Here is a 17,350-nt window from a genome sequence, read left to right as displayed (position 1 = left end):
CATGCACACCATGACGAGCACCCACGTCCTGATCGTCGGCGCAGGGTTCGCCGGCAGCATGGCGGCGGTCCGGCTGGCGGGACGAGCCCGCGGCCAGGTTCACGTCACCGTCGTCAACCCGCGCCCGAGGTTCGTCAACCGGCTGCGGCTCCACCACCTCGCCATCGGGCGACAGGTTGCCGCCCCGAGCATCCGCGACCTGCTGGGCTCCGACGTCACGTTCGTCGAGGGCCGGGTCACCGCCCTCGACCCCGACGGAGGTCGGGCCACCATCACGAGCGAATCCGATCCCCGCACGACCCGCGACCTGCGCTTCGACCAGGTCGTCCTGGCCACGGGCAGCACCACCGAACCGGTGCCGGTCCCGGGCGGCGAGCATGCCTACGCCGTCGGGTCCCTGGAGTCCGCCGAACGCCTGCGCCCTGCCTTCGCCGAGCTTCCCGCCGGCGCGGACGTCGCCGTCGTGGGCGGCGGGTTCACGGGTCTCGAGACCGTGGGCGAGCTGTCCGAGGCCCGGCCCGACCTGAAGGTCCGCCTGATCACCTCCGGCGAGGTCGGCGGCTGGTTCGGGAGCCGCGCCGCCCGGCACGTGCGCGCGAGTCTCGACCGGCTGGGCATCGAGACCGTGAGCGGGGCCCGCGTCCGCGCCGTCGAACGCGACCGGCTGCTTCTCGACGACGGCGCCGAGGTGCCGTCCGCCCTGACCGTCTGGTGCGGCGGGTTCACCCCGCCGCCGCTCGCCCGCGAGACCGGCCTCGACGTCGACGCGGCCGGTGCCGTCCTGACCGACGCCGCGCTGCGGTCCGTGTCCCACCCGCAGGTGCTGGCCGTCGGCGACGCCGGTCACACCACCGCGCCGCACGGCGGTCGATACAGCATGTCGTGCCAGTTCGCGTTCCCGTCCGGCGCGCACGCCGCGGACGTGCTGCGCGCCGAGGCCCTCGGACTGACCGGCGGCGGACGGGCGCCCTTCGATCTCGGCTTCCTGGGGCGCTGCGTCAGCGTGGGCGGCCGCGCCGCCGTGCTGCAGCTCACGACCCGCGACGACGTCGCCACCGAGCAGGCCTGGACCGGTCCGGGAGTGACCGCGTTCAAGCGGTTCCAGGTACGCGGCGTGGTGTCCACGATCGGTGTCGCGCGCCGCCTGCCCGGGCTGATGCGCTGGGCCGGTTCGGGGCGCTCGTCCGACGCCGCGGAGGCCCGGCTGGCAGGCTGATCGGATGGCCCGCACCGAGGAGTTCACCGCGCTGCGGCCGCTGCTGTTCGCGATCGCGTACCGGATCCTCGGCAGCGTGAGCGATGCTGAGGACACCGTGCAGGAGACCTGGCTGCGCTACGAGGGCACGACCACGGAACCGGCATCGGTCAAGTCGTTCCTGTCCGCCGTGGTGACGCGGATCTCGATCGACGTGCTCCGCTCCGCGCGGGTCCGCCGCGAGGAGTACACCGGCACCTGGCTCCCCGAGCCCCTGCTGGACGACCCCTACGACGACCCGCAACGCTCCGCCGAGCTCGCCGACTCGGTGTCCGTCGCCGCGCTGCTCCTGCTCGAGCGGCTCAGCCCCCTGGAGCGAGCGGTGTTCGTGCTGCGCGATGTCTTCGACTTCGACTTCGCCGAGGTCGCCGCGGCAGTGGACCGCTCCGAGCCCGCCTGCCGGCAGCTCGCGGTGCGGGCGCGCCGGCACATGGCCGAGGGGCGCCCCCGGTTCGACGCCGACCGCCGGGAGCGCGACGAGCTCACCTCCCGGTTCATCGAGGCGTTCCGAGAGGGGGACGTCGACGGGCTCGCCGAGCTGCTCGCCGCCGACGTCCAGGTGATCGGCGACGGCGGCGGCAAGGCGCCCGCGTTCGCCCGGCCGGTCGCGGGCAGGGACAACGTGCTCCGCGTCTTCGCAGCATTCGCCGACCGCCTGCCCGGCACGGGCCTGCTCTTCGAGATCCATGAGGTCAACCGCCAGCCGGGCATGGTCATGCGCACCGCCGACCGGCACGTCGTGGGCGTCATGGCCTTCGACGTGCTGGAGGGTCACATCCAGACCGTCCGCGCCGTCATCAATCCCGACAAGCTCACCCATCTGGGGCCGGTCGCCGACGCCTGGGCGGTGCACGAGCAGACGATGCGCGCGCGACGCCACCGGCATCCCTGAGGTCCCCTCGGCGGGGCCGAGGACCCGTGGCGACACGACGGGTATCTTCGGTCCAGCCCCTCCCCCCACTTTCCCCGCGCGCGCCCGACCCGGCTGGGGCAGCATCGCAAGAGACCGGCACCCCGACCCTGGAGGCCCCCGTCATGGCACGCTCCGTCGCTGAACACCTCGTGGACCAGCTCGTTACCGCCGGGGTGAAGCGCATCTACGGCATCGTGGGCGACTCGCTCAACCCGATCGTGGACGCCGTGCGCCGCACCGAGGGCATCGACTGGGTGCACGTGCGCCACGAGGAGGCGGCCGCCTTCGCCGCGGCCGCGGACGCGGAGGTGACGGGCGAGCTCGCCGTCTGCGCCGGGTCGTGCGGGCCGGGCAACCTGCACCTCATCAACGGCCTGTACGACGCGAACCGGTCGCACCTGCCCGTGCTCGCGATCGCCTCGCACATCCCGTCCCCGCAGATCGGCACGCAGTTCTTCCAGGAGACGCACCCGGACCGCATCTTCAACGAGGCGTCCGTGTTCTCGGAGATGATCTCGTCGGCGGCCCAGCTGCCGCGCGTCACCCGGTCCGCCATCCAGCACGCGCTCGCCGCGCCCGGCGTCGCGGTGCTCACCCTGCCGGGCGACGTCGCCGACGAGCGCGTGCCCGACGACGCCGCGCCGATCCTCGTGCCGGGAGCCCGCCCCGGGCGCCTCGTGCCGCACGACACCGACGTCGAGGCGCTCGCCGAGGCGATCAACACGGCGAACAAGGTGACGCTGTTCGTCGGTGCCGGTGCACGCGACGCCCGGGACGCCGTGCTCGAGCTCGCCGACCTGGCCGCCGCGCCGGTGGGCCACTCGCTGCGCGGCAAGGAGATCATCCAGTACGACAACCCGCACGACGTCGGCATGTCCGGCCTGCTCGGGTACGGCTCGTGCCACGAGGCGGTCCACTCCGCCGACCTGCTGATCCTGGTGGGCACCGACTTCCCGTACGACTCGTTCCTGCCGGCGGACGTGCCGACCGCGCAGATCGACGTCGACGCCTCGCACCTGGGCCGGCGCACGCGGCTCGACCTGCCGGTGCACGGCGACGTCGGCGCGACGCTGCGGCTGCTCAACCCGCTCGTCAAGCGCAAGCGGGACCGCAAGTTCCTGCGGTCGATGGTCGACAAGCACGTCGGTCTCATGACCAAGGTGGTGGGCGCCTACACGCGCAACGTGGAGAAGCACACGCCCATCCACCCGGAGTACGCGGCGGTGCAGCTCGACGAGACGGCCGCGGACGACGCCGTGTTCACCGTCGACACGGGGATGAACAACGTGTGGGCCGCGCGGTACATCACGCCGAACGGGAAGCGGCGCGTCATCGGGTCGTTCCTGCACGGCTCGATGGCGAACGCGCTGCCGCACGCCATCGGCGTGGCGTTCGCCCAGCCCGGCCGCCAGGTGGTGGCGCTCGCCGGCGACGGCGGCCTGTCCATGCTGCTGGGCGAGCTCATCACCGTGCGCACCCACGACCTGCCCGTGAAGATCGTCGTCTTCAACAACGCGACGCTCGGCATGGTGAAGCTCGAGATGCTCGTGGAGGGCCTGCCCTCCTACGGCACCGACTCGCCCCCGGTCGACTACCGCAACATCGGGCTCGCCGTCGGCATCCCGTCCGTGCGCGTCGAGCGGCCGAAGGACCTGCGCCGGGCGCTCCAGGACGGCCTCGACCGCGAGGGCCCCGCCCTCATCGAGGTGGTCACCGACCCGAACGCGCTGTCGATCCCGCCGTCCATCACGTCCGGCCAGATCCGCGGGTTCGCCACCGCCATGACCAAGCAGATCTTCGGCGGCGGCATGGGCGAGGTGATGTCGATGGCCCGGTCGAACCTCCGCAACCTGCCCCGCTAGGACGTCCCGTCGGTCGAGCCTGTCGAGACCCGGGTTTCGACAGGCTCAACCAGCGGGTCAGCGCCAGTCGGCGGCGACGTCGAGGAACGCGTCGTTCGCCTCGATCTCGCCGATGGTCACGCGCAGGCCGTCGCCTGCGAACGGGCGCACGAGGACGCCCGCGGCGGTCGCCTCGGCGGCGCGGTCCATGGTGGCGTCGCCGAGGGGGAACCACACGAAGTTCGCCTGTGTCTCGGGCAGCTCCCAGCCCTGCCCGCGCAGGGCGTCGGTGACGCGGTCGCGCTCGGCGACCAGCGCGTCGACGCGCTCGCGCAGCTCGGCCTGCGCGACGGGCTCGAGGGAGGCGAGCGCGGCGCGCTGCGCGACGTGGTTGACGCCGAACGGCGTGGACACCGCCCGGATCCCGGCCGCGAGCCCGGGCTCCGCGACCGCGTAGCCGACGCGCAGCCCCGCGAGCCCGTAGGCCTTGGACAGGGTGCGCAGCAGCACCACGTTCGGGTGCCGGCGCAGCAGGTCGACGCCGTCGGGCGCCTGCGGGTCGCGCACGAACTCGAGGTACGCCTCGTCGACGATCACCAGCACGTCGCGCGGGACGGCGGCGAGGAGGGTCGCCAGCTCGTCGGCGTGCACCACCGGCCCGGTGGGGTTGTTGGGGGTGCAGACCATCACGACGCGGGTGCGCGGCGTGACGGCGGCGGCCATGGCCGGCAGGTCGAGGCGTCCTCCGGCGGTGACGGGCACGGTGACGGCCGTGCCGCCCGCGACGGCGACCGCGATCGGGTACGCCTCGAAGGAGCGCCACGGGAACACGACTTCGTCGCCGTGCTCGACGACGGCCTGCAGCACGTGCGCCAGCACCGCCACCGACCCGTTGCCCACCACGACTCGGTCGCCGGAGACCCCGACGTGCGCGGCGAGCGCCTCGACCAGCTCCGTCGCGTACATGTCCGGGTAGCGGTTCGCCTCCTCGGCGGCGCGGGTGATCGCCTCGAGGACGGACGGCAGCGGCGGGTACGGGTTCTCGTTCGACGACAGCTTCCACAGCTTCGCGCCCTGGCCGGCGCGCGCGCCCGGCACGTACGCGGGCAGCGCGGCGACGGCGGCGCGCAGGGGGACGGTCGACGAGTCGGCGGGGATGCGGGCGGGGGTGGTCACAGCGATCAAGGATGCCACCCGCTCAGAGCCGTGCGAAGAACTCCGCGATCGCGTCGGCGGCGGGCACCTCGACCTTCGCCTCCACGTCCGGGCTGTAGTTGGTGTTGGTGTTGATGTCGTACGGCACCGTGCGGCCGTCGACGGTCTCGAAGAACTCGACCCCGGCGATCTCGATGCCCTGCTCCGCGAGCAGCCGCTCGAGCGGGGCGACCAGCGGGTGGTCGGCCGTGATCTCGGGCCGCAGCTCGAAGAGCGGCGGCGGGGTCTCGCCGTCGGCGCCGGGCAGCGCGCACGCCTCGGCGGGGCACAGCTCGAAGCCGCCGGACGTGTCCACCCGCACGGCGTAGTGGAAGCGGCCGCCCACGAACTCGGCGCGGGTGACGAACGGCTCGGGCGCCACGAGCAGCTCCTGCAGCAGCCACACGCCGTCCACGGGCTCGTCCACCAGGCCCGCGTCGAGCGCCGCGGCGAACGTCTCGACGTCGTCGAACCGCTGCACCCCCAGCCCCTTTCCGCCGCGGTTGTGCTTGGTGATGAACGGCGCGGGGATCCGGGCGGCGGCCTCGCGCAGCGCGCTCCGGTCCGTGACGGCGATCGTGCGCGGCACGTCGAGGCCGGCGGCGCGCAGCAGCGCGTACTGCCGCACCTTGCTCACCTCGAGCGACGCGGCGCGGGTCCCGTTGACCACGCGCCGGCCCGCGGCCTCCGCCACGGAGAGCAGCGCCTGCGCCGCCTCTGGCGCGTGCGGCACTCCGCGGGTGTGGGCCGACGCGCTCAGCCGCGACCAGAGCACGACGTCGGCCGAGGGCGCGGTGAGGTCGAGGGTGACGTCGCCCAGATGCTGGGTCTCGAGGCGCAGGCCGGCGCGGTCGAACGCGCGGTCGAACGGCGGGAGCCACTCGGCGTTGTCGTGCAGGACGAGGACGGTACGTTCGCTCACCCGGCGAGCCTACGCGCGGGGGTTTCGACAGGCTCAACCACCGGTGGTGGGGCGTGATTCGACAGGCTCAACCACCGGTGGTGGGGCGTGACGTGCCACGATGGCACCATGAACTTCATCGTCCGCGTGATCGTCACGGCCCTCGCGCTGTGGCTGAGCGACCTGATCTTCACCAACCTCGAGATCAAACCCGAGTACGACGGCGACAACCTGCTGTCCTACGTCCTGGCCGTGCTCGGCGCGGCACTGGTGTTCACCATCATCAGCAGCTTCGTGAAGCCGATCGTCAGCGTCATCTCCATCCCGTTGCTCATCCTCACGCTCGGGCTGTTCTACCTCGTCATCAACGCCTTCGTGCTGTGGCTGACCACGTGGATCACCGACCAGGGGTGGTTCGGCGACTGGGGCGTCAGCGTGACCGGCGGCTTCTGGTGGTACATCTGGATCGCCCTGATCCTCGCCGTGCTGCAGGCCATCATCGGAGCGTTCGCACCCAAGAGGGCCTGAGCACCTGCCCGCACCTGGCACAGCGTGAATTCATTGCAGCGTCGCCCCGTCGGGACTCCCGGCGGGGGCGATGTCGTGCCCGCGGGCCCGGGCGCGAGCACGGCGGCGGGCTCGGAGCCGCCGACGCGGCGGGCCACGAACCACCGGGTCTGGGCCCGCGTGCCGCCGAGCAGCCGCTCCAGGCGCCCGGTCACGCCCGCCACCTGCACGTTTCCGGACGCGCGTGCCGCGGCCAGCGTGCGCAGGTGCGAGGGCATGGCGTGCGCGAGCGAGATGCTGCCCGCGGCCGCGAAGTCGGCCGGGTCGGTCGATGCGAGCAGCCTGCGGCCCACGGTGACGCGGTCCGCCGTCGCCGGGTTCTCGTCGCTGGAACGCCCGTCGACCGTCGAGACGAGCTCCTCGTCGTTCTCCAGGTGCAGCACCGGCACCCCGGTCGGAGTCGCGAACGTGGCCGTCGGCGAGCCCGCCGTCACCACCCCGCCCACCGGGTGCTTCGCTCGGAACGCCGGCGACCCCGCGAGCGCCGTCGCCGCGATCCCACCGAGGCTGTGCCCGACGAGCACCACCGGCTCGTCCGCCCCTGCGCCTGCCTGGTCGAGCGCCTGCTCGACGGCGACGGAGACGTCGGCCGTCTCGTGCGCCATGAGCTGCAGGTCGGTGGCGGCGTCGAACGGGTTGGCCGGCGAGATCAGCTCCTGCGTGCCGGGTATCAGCACGGTCCACGACGTCGTGCCGTCATCGTGCGCCACCCGCTCCACCGCGAGCGTGCCCTCGGGCGCCCCCGCCCCGCGCCGGCCGACGACGCCGCTGCCGAAGGGGTAGAGGTCGGCCGTGCGGGCGAGTGCCTCGGCGACGGTGCCCGACGGGCAGTCGGCCCAGTCGGGCGGCGGGCCGGCCAGGTCCGCGTCGGTCAGCGGCAGCACCCGGACCTCGGAGGCGGGCAGCAGCGCGTCGACGACGTCGGACAGCGCCCCCGCGCCCCGCGTCAGGCCGCCCGCGCCCCAGCCGACCCCGGTGACCGCCTCGTCCGCGTACGGCGCGAGGACCCGCCACACGTTCGCCACCAGGCCGTCCGACGGGTCGGTCGCCTCGTGCGTCGCCGGCGGCGGGGGCGCCACGGCCTCCGGGGCGGTGACTCCCACATCGGCGACTCCCGCGTCGGCGCCTCCCGCGTCGGCGCCTCCCAGGCCCTGCCACCACTGCATCCCCTGCGACGCGGCCACGAAGGCCCGCGCCGGCGGGGACCCGGCCACCGCTGCGACCACCACCCCGACCCCCAGGCCCTGCCACGTCAGGAACGCCCCGATCGTGTGGTCGAGGAACGTCTCCGCGCGGCGGTAGAGCCCGGCCGCGAGGCGCAGCCGCAGCGCGCACCGCTCGACGCGGGACGCACGAGACCCCAGCCGTGCGCCGGCGGCGGCGACCCGCTCCGCCATGGCACCTGCCGCCGCGACCTCCCGCACGTCGGGACGCGGCGCGAAGGGCGGCGCCAGCGGGTCGGGCACCCACGTCCATCGCAGGAGGACGCCCTGCGCGCTCGAGCAGCGGCGCGAGGCCTGCCGCAGCCGCTCCGCCGCGGCGTCGAGCAGCGCGGCCGCGCCCTGCACGGCGTCCGCGTCGACCCGCGTGAGCCCCGGCCCGCCCGAGATCGTCAGCGTCTCCCGCGGGGGTACGCCCCTGGTCATCGGCCCAGCACCGCCGCCAGGTCCTCGAGGCCGCGCAGGTCGCCGTCGAGCCCGGCCAGGAGCGCCGTCATCTCGTCCCGGAACCGCTGGGCCGCCTCCGACTCCCACGCGATGCCGAGGCTGCGGCGGCCGCCGGCCGCGGCGTCGACCACGTCCTCGCGCGCGGCGAGCAGGACGGCGCGCGCCTCGCCCCCCGCGGTCGCGCTCGATGCGCCGAGGGCGGTCGCCGGAAGGAGCGCGGCGGTGGTGTCGGGCGGGACGGGAGTGGTCATGCCGGGACGCTAGGCCGGGCGACGGGCGTCCCGGCCGCTGGTCGGGCACGCCTGTGCACCGCGCCCACCTGGGGACAGGCTCCGCGCCACGGGACACCGCGCCGCCGTCCGGATCAGCCGCCGTCCGGATCAGCCGCCGTCTGGATCACACGGGCTGCGCGACCTCGGACAGGCGTTCGCGGTCGGACAGGATGTCGATTCCCACCACGCGGCCCCCGCGCACCGTGAACGCGAGCACCGAGAACACCGTCCCGTCGTCGAGCACCGTGACGAGCCCGGGCGACCCGCCCACGAGCGCGAGGCGCGAGAACCCAGCGGTGCCGAAGTGCAGCCGCGCCTGCTCGGCCACGGCGCGCGCGCCGCGCAGCAGCCGGGACATCTCGCCCGGGCCGTAGTCCACCCGCACCGTCACCTCGGGGTCGAGCAGGGCGAGGAGCCCGTCGAAGTCGCCGGCCTGCGACGCCGCGAGGTAGGCGGACACGACCTCCCGCCGCCGAACGACGTCGTCCTGCACGGGCACGGCCTCGCGCACCTTGCGCCGCGCCCGGCTGGCGAGCTGGCGCGTGGCGGCGTGGGACCGGTCCACGATCGGCGCGATCTCCTCGAACGGCACCGAGAACTGGTCGTGCAGCACGAAGGCGACGCGCTCGGCCGGAGCCAGCGTGTCCAGCACGACGAGCAGCGCGACGCCGATCTCGTCCGACTCGATCGCCCGCCGCTCGGGGTCGTCGAGCCCGTCGGCCGGCGACACGAGAAAGTCCGGCAGGTGCGCGTGGCCCACGGACTCCCCCAGCGACTCCCACGCCGCCTCCCGGCGCGTGGACCGCGAGCGCAGCAGGTTGAGCGCCACACGGCCGACGATCGTCGTGAGCCAGCCGCCGAGGTTCTCCACGCCGGCCGTCCCGGCCGACTGCGCCCGCACCCAGGCGTCCTGCACCGCGTCCTCCGCGTCGGCGGCGGAGCCCAGCACCCGGTACGCCACCGAGCGCAGGTGCGGTCGGAACGCCTCGAACTGATCCGCCATGAGCTGGTCCGTGCTCACCGGTCACACTCCTTCGCCGGGCCGTGTCAGAGAGATGACAGCAACCGCTGCCGGTACCCACCGAGCCGTGCCACCCAACCACGGGGCCACGACACCGGCCGCACACGACCGATCATCCGAGGAGCCCGCATGACCCACCTGACCTCTTCCGACACCCTCTCCCGCACCCTCACCGTCGCCCTCACCGGGCGCCTGCTACTCCCCGGCGACGACGGCTTCGAGGCCGCCTCCACCCCGTGGAACCTCGCCGTGCGGCAGCCCGTCGCGGCCGTCGTCGAGGCGGCCGACGCCGACGACGTCGCCGCAGCCGTGCGGTCCGCGCGGGACGCCGGGCTGGCGGTAGCCGCGCAGTCGACCGGCCACGGCGCGTCGGGAGACGTGGCGGACGCAATCCTGCTGCGCACCCGGGCGATCGACCGCGTCGAGGTGGACCCGGCGCGGCGGGTCGCCCGGGTCGGCGCCGGTGCCTCCTGGGGCGCCGTGCAGGCCGCGGCCGCCCCGCACGGCCTCACGGCCCTGCTCGGCAGCGCCCCCGGCGTGGGCGCGGTCGGCTACACGCTCGGCGGCGGGCTCGGCTGGTTCAGCCGCGCCCACGGCCTCGCGGCCGACCACGTGCGGTCGTTCGACGTCGTCGACGCAGACGGCGCACCCGCCACGGTCACGGCGGAGTCCGACCCGGAGCTGTTCTGGGCGCTGCGCGGCGGGGGCGGCGACCTCGCCGTCGTGACCGCGATGGAGATCGACCTGGAGCCGGTGCCGGCGTTCTCGGGCGGCAAGGTCGTCTGGCCCGCTGAGCGCGCCGCCGAGGCCCTCGACATCTTCCGCGAGGTCACCGCGGCGGCCCCGCCCGAGCTCAGCCTGTGGCTGTCCCGCGTCGAGGCGCCCGGCGCCCCGGCCGTCGTCGTGCACGCCGCCTTCCTCGGTGACGCAGGAGCAGCGCGGGAGCTGCTGGCGCCGTTCAACGCCGTGCCTGGCGCCCTCGGGCCGGACGTCGACACCGCGATCGGCCCGGTCGGGCTCGCCGACATCGGCGACATCACCGCCGACCCGACCGACCCGGCCGCGGGCCGCTCGCGCGCCGAGCTCCTGTCCCGGATCGACGACGAGGCGGTGGACCGCCTGTTCACGACGCCGGTCGCGCCGCTGCTGATGCTGCAGCTGCGGCACCTGGGCGGCGCGCTCGCCATCCCGGGGGACGGCGCCGGCGCCCTGGGAGCGATCGCCGAGCCGTACCTGCTGTACGCGTTCGGCCTGGCGTTCGAGCCGGGGCTCGCGGCCGCCGTCGGCCACCGGCTGGAGGCGCTGCCCGCCGAGCTCGCCGGGCCAGGAACCCTGCGCAAGCCGGCGACGTTCCTCGCCCCCGGCGAGAGCGCGGCCGCCGCGTACGACGCGACCGCCCTCGCCCGGCTGCAGGAGCTCAAGCGCGCCCGCGACCCGCACGGCACCATCCGCGGGAACTACCCGCTCCTCGGCTGATGGCACAGATCCCCGGACGAGCGAGCCGTCGGTCGAGCCTGCACCGTCCTGAGCCTGTCGAAGGGTCGCGACCCCGTGGCCTCGGCAGGTTCGACCGGCGGGATTCGCCCTCGTGGGAGAATGTGGGCCGTGACCTCCCCCGCGCCGCAGACCTCGCCGACCGACGTCCAGCCCGCCCGCGTGAACCTCGCCGACGTCACGCCGCCCATCGCGCTCGGCCCGCTCGACGGCCGGTACCGCGGGGCCGTCGCGCCCCTGGTGGACCACCTCAGCGAGGCCGCGCTGAACCGGGCGCGCGTCCACGTCGAGGTCGAGTGGCTGGTCACGCTGTGCAATGGAACTGCGGGCAACGGCCCGTCGACGAACGAGGGCGAGGCCCCGGGCGCCGTCGTCCCCGGCGCCCCCACTCTGACCGACGCCGAGATCGCGTACCTGCGCACGATCCCCGCCACGTTCGGCGCGGACGAGATCGCCGAGCTCGCCGCCATCGAGCGCGAGACGGTCCACGACGTCAAGGCCGTCGAGTACTTCATCAAGCGCCGCATCTCCGCCGCCCCCGACGTCCTGGGCGCCACGAACCTCCCGGCCGCGAGCGAGCTCGTGCACTTCGCCTGCACCAGCGAGGACATCAACAACCTGTCGTACGCGCTCATGGTGCAGGGCGGCGTGCGCGACGTCTGGCTGCCCGCCGCGACCGACCTGGCCGACCAGCTCGCCGGCATGGCTCGTGAGCACGCCGACGTGCCGATGCTGAGCCGCACGCACGGCCAGCCGGCGACGCCCACGACCATGGGGAAGGAGCTCGCCGTCCTCGCGCACCGCCTGCGCCGCCAGCTGCGCCGCATCGAGGGCGCCGAATACCTGGGCAAGCTCAACGGCGCCACCGGCACCTACGGCGCGCACACCGTGGCCGTCCCGGGGGCCGACTGGCCCGCCGTCTCGAAGGCGTTCGTGGAGCACCTCGGCCTCACGTGGAACCCGCTCACCACGCAGATCGAGTCGCACGACTGGCAGGCGGAGATCTACGCCGACGTCGCCCGGTTCAACCGCATCCTGCACAACCTCGCCACCGACGTGTGGACGTACATCTCGATGGGCTTCTTCACGCAGATCCCCGTCGCGGGCGCCACGGGGTCGTCGACCATGCCGCACAAGGTCAACCCGATCCGGTTCGAGAACGCCGAGGCCAACCTCGAGATCTCCTGCTCGCTGCTGGACACCCTGTCGGCGACGTTGGTGACGAGCCGCCTGCAGCGCGACCTCACCGACTCCACCACGCAGCGCAACATCGGCCCCGCGTTCGGGCACTCGCTGCTCGCGATCGACAACGTGCGGCGCGGCCTCAAGGCGCTCAACGTCAACGCCGCCCTCATGGCCGACGACCTCGACCACAACTGGGAGGTGCTCGGCGAGCCCGTCCAGTCGGCGATGCGCGCCGCGTCCGTCGCCGGCGTCGAGGGCATGGAGAACCCGTACGAGCGCCTCAAGGAGCTCACCCGCGGCCAGCGCGTCGACGCCGCGCGGATGCGCGAGTTCGTCGCCGGCCTCGGCCTGCCCGACGACGTCGCCGCGCGCCTCGCGGAACTCACACCCGCGTCGTACACGGGCGTCGCCGCGCAGCTCGTCGCGGACTACCTGGACTGACGGCCACACCCGGCCGCCGAACAGGCGGTTGACACCGTTATGGGCCTCAGACGCCGCCCATAACGGTGTCAACCGCTTGTTCGGCATCGCGGCGGATGCCCACTCGCGGATCAAGCGGCGCGCGACGTGCCCGGCGCCCGGAGTCCACCAGCGGCGGACAGGAGAGCCCGGTGTGAGGCACGCGCCTCGGCCAGCTCATCGAGTCGGTTGACGAGCCAGCGCATCGCAGTCGTCGCGGCAATCGCGAAGGCGAGCAGCGCCCAAATGTTCCCGAGGTCCACCGTCTCCGGATCGAGGGATCCCGACCAGAAGAACGACGAGCGCGCCAGCCCGACGGCAATGACGACCCCGGCGAGCGCCGGCACAGCCTCCCTCGTCCGCGGCCACAGAAGCCCGAGGCCGAACAGGCCCGCCAACGGGACGACGATCGCCTGCGCGGTCCACGTCGTCGAACCGACCCCGGACCACCAGGGCGCCCCGACGTGTGCCGAGTCGGCGAACGTCGCCGCAACGTAGCCGCCAACTGCCGACACCATGAGCGACAGGACGGTCACGGCGCGGCGCCAGTCGTGTCCCGTCACGCGGCAGCGCGCATGCTCCACGACGGCGCCCGCGTGGACGACCAGCCCGACCATCCACCCCGCGTCGAGGTATGCGGCATACTCGCGGCCGGTGAGGGCGAGCACCGCGACCGTCACGACGGCGGCAGCCGCGGCCGTCGCGACCAGCACCCGACCCGTTCGCGCGGCACCAGCAAGGAGCGCGACGACACCGACCGCCCAGATCGCCCAGGGCAGGGCCATGGGCACGGTCGACACGAACGACGGCGCACCGGCGCCGGCGAGGAGGGCCGAGGCGGCGGCCAGCGCCCTCGCCGCCGGGATCACGAGAAGTATCGGGAGGCCGGCGAACAGCACGCCGGTGCCCGAGCGGCGCTGCCCCGGCGTCGACCCCAGCGGCGCGAGCAGCCACTCACGCACGGCGGCACCGAGCAGGTCGTGACGCTCGCCGCGGGTGGGGCGCGACTGCCCGGGCTCGGCGCCGTCGAGCAGGTGGCCGAGCATCTCGGCCTCGTGCGCGCGGCGATACGTGTAGGGGAAGAGCCGCAGCAGCCGGCGGTAGTCGCGGACGAGCACCGGCGTCACGGGCATCTGAGCGTCGCTCATGCCGGCACCTCCCCCAGCCCGGCCGCGGCGGGGCGACCAGATCGCGCGGCCCGAGAGCGCTGTGCCTCGAGCCTCTCGAGCGCCTGCCGCGCCTGGACTTCGGACCGCCGCGCCTCGACGTCGAGCCGCGTGCCACCGTCCGCGGTCAGCCGGTAGTAGCGCCGCAGCCGGGAGTCGACCACCACCTCGTGGTCCACCTCGACGAGCCCCGCCGCGACGAGCCGGTCGATCGCGCCGTACAGCGTGCCCGCGCGCAGGGTGACGCGGCCTTCAGAGCTTGCCGCGACGTCCTGGGAGATTCCGTACCCGTGCGCCGGCCCCTGCGCCAGGGCGGAGAGGATGAGGAACGCCGGTTCCTGCAACGGTCTGCTAACGGTCTCCGATGCCATGCCCGGAAAGATACCATCGTCACGAGACTATGCACGTCGACACGCGTCACTGCCGCGCCGCACGTCGTCGAACAGGCGGTTGACACCGTTATGGGCGGCGTCTGAGGCCCATAACGGTGTCAACCGCCTGTTCGGCGCCCTGCCGGGTCACTGAGCCATCGCCTGCCGCCCGAGGACGGCGAGCAGGGCGAGCTTCTCCTCCGCCTCGGAGCGGGGCGGCGCGGTGAGCACGAGCAGCGCCTGGGTCTGGTCCTCCGTGAACAGCACCTGGCAGTCCAGCTCGATCGGGCCGACCTGCGGGTGCAGCAGCGTCTTGTGGTCAGCGAAGCGCTGCGACACCTCGTGCCGGTCCCACAGCTCGGCGAACTCGTCGCTGCGCGCCCGGATCGCGGCGACGAGCTCGCCCGCCCGCGAGCGCGGCCCGAGCATCCCGTGCGCCACGCGCAGGGTCGACACGAGGGCCCGGGACTGCCGGTCCCGGTCGCCGGTGGGGTACGTCTCCCGCTCGGCGGGGTCCGTGAACCAGCGGTAGGTGTCGCTGCGCGCCCAACCGGTCAGCCCCGAGCGGTCGCCGAGCAGCGCGATGGCGAGGTCGTTCGCGACCAGGGTCTCGGCCAACGCGGACAGCACCAGCGCGGGCGTGTCGGACAGCCGGTCGAGCACCCGGCGCAGGGCGGGCGAGACGTGCGACGACATCGTGACGCGGTCCGGCGCGCCCCGGCCCGCGACCCGGAACAGGTAGTCGCGCTCGTCGTCGGTCAGCCGCAGGGCCCGCGCGAGCGACGCCAGCATCTGCTCGCTGGGCTGCGGGCCACGCTGCTGCTCGAGGCGCGTGTAGTAGTCGGCCGACATCGCGGCGAGCGCCGCGACCTCCTCGCGGCGCAGGCCGGCGGTCCGGCGTCGCGCCCCCGCCGGCAGGCCGACGTCGGCGGGCCGCACCGCCTCGCGGCGGTGGCGGAGGAACTCGGACAGTGCGGCGCGATCCATGTGCCCATCGTCCGACGTCGTCGGCCCGTCGGCCAGGCCCCAGCCAGGGATCGCCGGTCCCCCGATGACCGCTCCTCTCCCGCCCGCCACCCCGGCGACGCAGGGTGGACGGCATGGACATCACCCGCAGCACCGTCTTCATCCCCGGCGCGACCAGCGGCATCGGGCTCGCCCTCGCGCTCCGCCTCCAGGCCCGCGGCGCCGCCGTGATCGTGGGCGGCCGGCGCACGGCCCTGCTCGACGAGATCGTCGCGGCCCACCCCGGCATCGATGCCGTCCGCATCGACACCGCCGACCCGGACAGCATCGCCGCCGCCAGCCGCGAGGTCCTCGAGCGGCACCCGGATCTCGACGCCGTCGTCGCGATGGCCGGCATCATGCAGGTCGAGGACTGGACGTCGCCGGACTTCCTCGCCACGGCCGAGCGGACCGTGGTCACGAACCTGCTCGGCCCGATCCGCCTCGCCGCCGCCTTCCTGCCGCAACTGCGGACCCGGCGGGCCGCAGGTACGAGCGCCGCGTTCGTCACCGTCTCCTCGGGCCTGGCGCACGTGCCGCTCGCGGTGACGCCCACCTACAACGCGACCAAGGCCGCGATACACCGGCTCAGCGAGGGCATCCGGCTGCAGCTCGAACCGGTGGGCGTGCAGGTGATCGAGATCGTGCCGCCGTCGGTCCGCACGGCGCTCATGCCGGGCCACGAGGAGAACCCGATCGCCCTGCCGCTCGACGATTTCGCGGACGAGGTGGTCGACCTGCTCGCCACGCAGCCCGACGCCCACGAGATCCTCGTCGAGCGCGTGAAGCTCCTCCGGTTCGCCGAGACGTCGGGCGCGTACGACGCGACCCTCGCGCACCTCAACGCGACCGACCCGCACGCCGTCGCGCGCAACGCCTGATCGGCGCTGGTCACTGCTTCTTCGTATTGAGGTACTTCGCCGCGACGTAGCCCACCTTGCCGTTCACGGAGATCTTGACCCATCCCTTCGAGGGCTCCCAGATCTTCTTCACGGCCTTGCCCCGGTTCATCGAGGTCAGGACCTTGCCGCTCGTGCTCGGCTTGGAGCGCAGGCGCAGCCCGTTGACCTCCACGTACCGCGTGCCGAGAGAGGTCAGCGTCGGCGAGACGTAGGACGAGTGCATCCAGCCGGTGGTGCCGTCCCGCGTCACCTTGCGCCACACGCCCGAGCTGGCGCCCGGCTTGGCCGTCATCACCCGGTTGACCCGAACCTCGCGCACCACGCGGTAGTTCGTGCCCGGCCCGGACCGCAGGTTGACCTTCGTGGTCGTGTAGTAGGTGCACGACTTCGGCACGGTGCGCTTGTACGCCCACGCGGCGCCCGCGGTGAGGGACGCGCCGTGGTTCTTCATCCAGGGCAGCGGGTCGGTGGTCTTGCCCGACCCCTTGTACGCGCCCTTCCAGATCTCCAGGTGCAGGTGCGGGGCGGTCGAGGTGCCGGAGGTGCCGACGTCGGCGATGCGCTGCCCGCGCTTGACGTACTTGCCCTTCTTCACGTATTTGTCGCCGTCGATCACGTGCCCGTAGACGGCGAAGACCTTGCCACCGTTGGCGTTGGACCGGATCACCACCACCTGGCCGAAGCCGGGCGCCGACCCGGCCTTGATCACCGTGCCCGGGGCCACGGACTTGATCTTGGTGCCCTTCTTGGCGCCCATGTCCTGCCCGAGATGAGAGGCGGACGCCGCCTTGATCGGCATGCACCGGGGCCCGTAGTACGACGAGAGCCCGTAGGACTTGTCGGGAAGCGGCCGGACGGCGGCCGACGCGGCACCGGCACCCACGACCCCCGTGCTCAGCGCCACCGCGGTGGCGATCCCCATCGTGAAGCCGGTCGTGATGATGCGTCGCAGAGTGCGCACAGCCGTTCCCCTCAGCGTCAGCGTCCCTCGGGCACCCTTGCCCAGACGCACGGTAAGCACGGGTTGTCCAGGACGCACCCGGGAGCGGAACCCTCCTGCCGGATGACGTGAACCTTCCCGTCAGGGTGCAACTGTGAAACTCTTTTGCGTGTCGCGGGGCGCGCCCCGTGACACAA

Annotated in this window: 15 protein-coding genes; 7 read left to right on the top strand and 8 right to left on the bottom strand. The window is 73.7% G+C overall.

Annotation, left to right across the window (positions count from 1 at the left end; genetic code table 11):
* Positions 1-10 precede the first annotated feature (10 nt).
* The 3 genes from AC1C2W_RS15230 to AC1C2W_RS15220 all read left to right on the top strand — a co-directional run bounded on the left by AC1C2W_RS15230 (position 11) and on the right by AC1C2W_RS15220 (position 4,030).
* Positions 11-1,216 (top strand): NAD(P)/FAD-dependent oxidoreductase, encoded by a 1,206-nt coding sequence (locus AC1C2W_RS15230; protein ID WP_495413560.1) that lies wholly within the window; start codon positions 11-13, stop codon positions 1,214-1,216.
* Between the two features lie 4 nt (positions 1,217-1,220).
* Positions 1,221-2,147: an RNA polymerase sigma-70 factor gene (locus AC1C2W_RS15225; RefSeq protein ID WP_495390109.1), complete on the top strand. Its 927-nt coding sequence runs from the start codon at positions 1,221-1,223 to the stop codon at positions 2,145-2,147.
* Between the two features lie 143 nt (positions 2,148-2,290).
* Positions 2,291-4,030 (top strand): pyruvate dehydrogenase, encoded by a 1,740-nt coding sequence (locus AC1C2W_RS15220; protein WP_495390108.1) that lies wholly within the window; start codon positions 2,291-2,293, stop codon positions 4,028-4,030.
* Positions 4,031-4,087: 57 nt separating this feature from the next.
* Here AC1C2W_RS15220 and hisC read toward each other — a convergent pair whose 3' ends face one another.
* Positions 4,088-5,185: a histidinol-phosphate transaminase gene (hisC, locus tag AC1C2W_RS15215; protein ID WP_495413559.1), complete on the bottom strand. Its 1,098-nt coding sequence runs from the start codon at positions 5,183-5,185 to the stop codon at positions 4,088-4,090.
* A gap of 22 nt (positions 5,186-5,207) precedes the next feature.
* The gene (locus tag AC1C2W_RS15210; protein WP_495413558.1) at positions 5,208-6,125 is read right to left on the bottom strand and encodes an ATP-grasp domain-containing protein; all 918 of its coding nucleotides are present in this window, start codon (positions 6,123-6,125) and stop codon (positions 5,208-5,210) included.
* 108 nt (positions 6,126-6,233) lie between these two features.
* On the opposite strand from AC1C2W_RS15210, the gene AC1C2W_RS15205 reads away from it, so the two are divergent.
* Positions 6,234-6,632 (top strand): phage holin family protein, encoded by a 399-nt coding sequence (locus tag AC1C2W_RS15205; RefSeq protein ID WP_495413557.1) that lies wholly within the window; start codon positions 6,234-6,236, stop codon positions 6,630-6,632.
* Positions 6,633-8,313: 1,681 nt separating this feature from the next.
* Here the strand turns inward: AC1C2W_RS15205 and AC1C2W_RS15200 are convergent.
* Both AC1C2W_RS15200 and AC1C2W_RS15195 read right to left on the bottom strand, forming a co-directional pair.
* Positions 8,314-8,589, bottom strand: a complete 276-nt coding sequence (locus tag AC1C2W_RS15200; RefSeq protein ID WP_495413556.1) for a hypothetical protein — start codon at positions 8,587-8,589, stop codon at positions 8,314-8,316.
* 145 nt (positions 8,590-8,734) lie between these two features.
* Complete coding sequence (locus AC1C2W_RS15195; RefSeq protein WP_495413555.1) at positions 8,735-9,631, bottom strand: sigma-70 family RNA polymerase sigma factor; 897 nt, start codon at positions 9,629-9,631, stop codon at positions 8,735-8,737.
* Positions 9,632-9,760: 129 nt separating this feature from the next.
* Between AC1C2W_RS15195 and AC1C2W_RS15190 the strand changes: the two genes are divergently transcribed.
* Together AC1C2W_RS15190 and purB are read left to right on the top strand one after the other, a co-directional pair.
* Complete coding sequence (locus tag AC1C2W_RS15190; RefSeq protein WP_495413554.1) at positions 9,761-11,107, top strand: FAD-binding oxidoreductase; 1,347 nt, start codon at positions 9,761-9,763, stop codon at positions 11,105-11,107.
* Positions 11,108-11,227: 120 nt separating this feature from the next.
* Positions 11,228-12,751 carry an adenylosuccinate lyase gene (purB, locus tag AC1C2W_RS15185; protein ID WP_495413553.1) on the top strand — a complete coding sequence of 508 codons (1,524 nt, stop codon included), beginning with the start codon at positions 11,228-11,230 and terminating at the stop codon, positions 12,749-12,751.
* Between the two features lie 110 nt (positions 12,752-12,861).
* Here the strand turns inward: purB and AC1C2W_RS15180 are convergent, their stop codons facing one another.
* From AC1C2W_RS15180 to AC1C2W_RS15170, 3 genes are all read right to left on the bottom strand, one after another.
* Positions 12,862-13,917 (bottom strand): hypothetical protein, encoded by a 1,056-nt coding sequence (locus AC1C2W_RS15180; protein WP_495413552.1) that lies wholly within the window; start codon positions 13,915-13,917, stop codon positions 12,862-12,864.
* Positions 13,914-14,306 (bottom strand): PadR family transcriptional regulator, encoded by a 393-nt coding sequence (locus AC1C2W_RS15175; protein ID WP_495413551.1) that lies wholly within the window; start codon positions 14,304-14,306, stop codon positions 13,914-13,916. The genes AC1C2W_RS15180 and AC1C2W_RS15175 overlap by 4 nt, the downstream gene beginning before the upstream one ends.
* Before the next feature lie 147 nt (positions 14,307-14,453).
* Positions 14,454-15,293 (bottom strand): helix-turn-helix transcriptional regulator, encoded by an 840-nt coding sequence (locus AC1C2W_RS15170; protein WP_495390097.1) that lies wholly within the window; start codon positions 15,291-15,293, stop codon positions 14,454-14,456.
* A gap of 113 nt (positions 15,294-15,406) precedes the next feature.
* Between AC1C2W_RS15170 and AC1C2W_RS15165 the strand changes: the two genes are divergently transcribed.
* Positions 15,407-16,192: an SDR family oxidoreductase gene (locus AC1C2W_RS15165; RefSeq protein WP_495413550.1), complete on the top strand. Its 786-nt coding sequence runs from the start codon at positions 15,407-15,409 to the stop codon at positions 16,190-16,192.
* 10 nt (positions 16,193-16,202) lie between these two features.
* Here the strand turns inward: AC1C2W_RS15165 and AC1C2W_RS15160 are convergent, their stop codons facing one another.
* Positions 16,203-17,174: an SH3 domain-containing protein gene (locus tag AC1C2W_RS15160; protein ID WP_495390095.1), complete on the bottom strand. Its 972-nt coding sequence runs from the start codon at positions 17,172-17,174 to the stop codon at positions 16,203-16,205.
* Between the last annotated feature and the right edge of the window lie 176 nt (positions 17,175-17,350).

This window comes from Isoptericola sp. Y581 (assembly GCF_059445475.1).
Note: the sequence above shows the minus strand (reverse complement) of the source record. Positions and strands in the feature narration are given on the sequence as shown.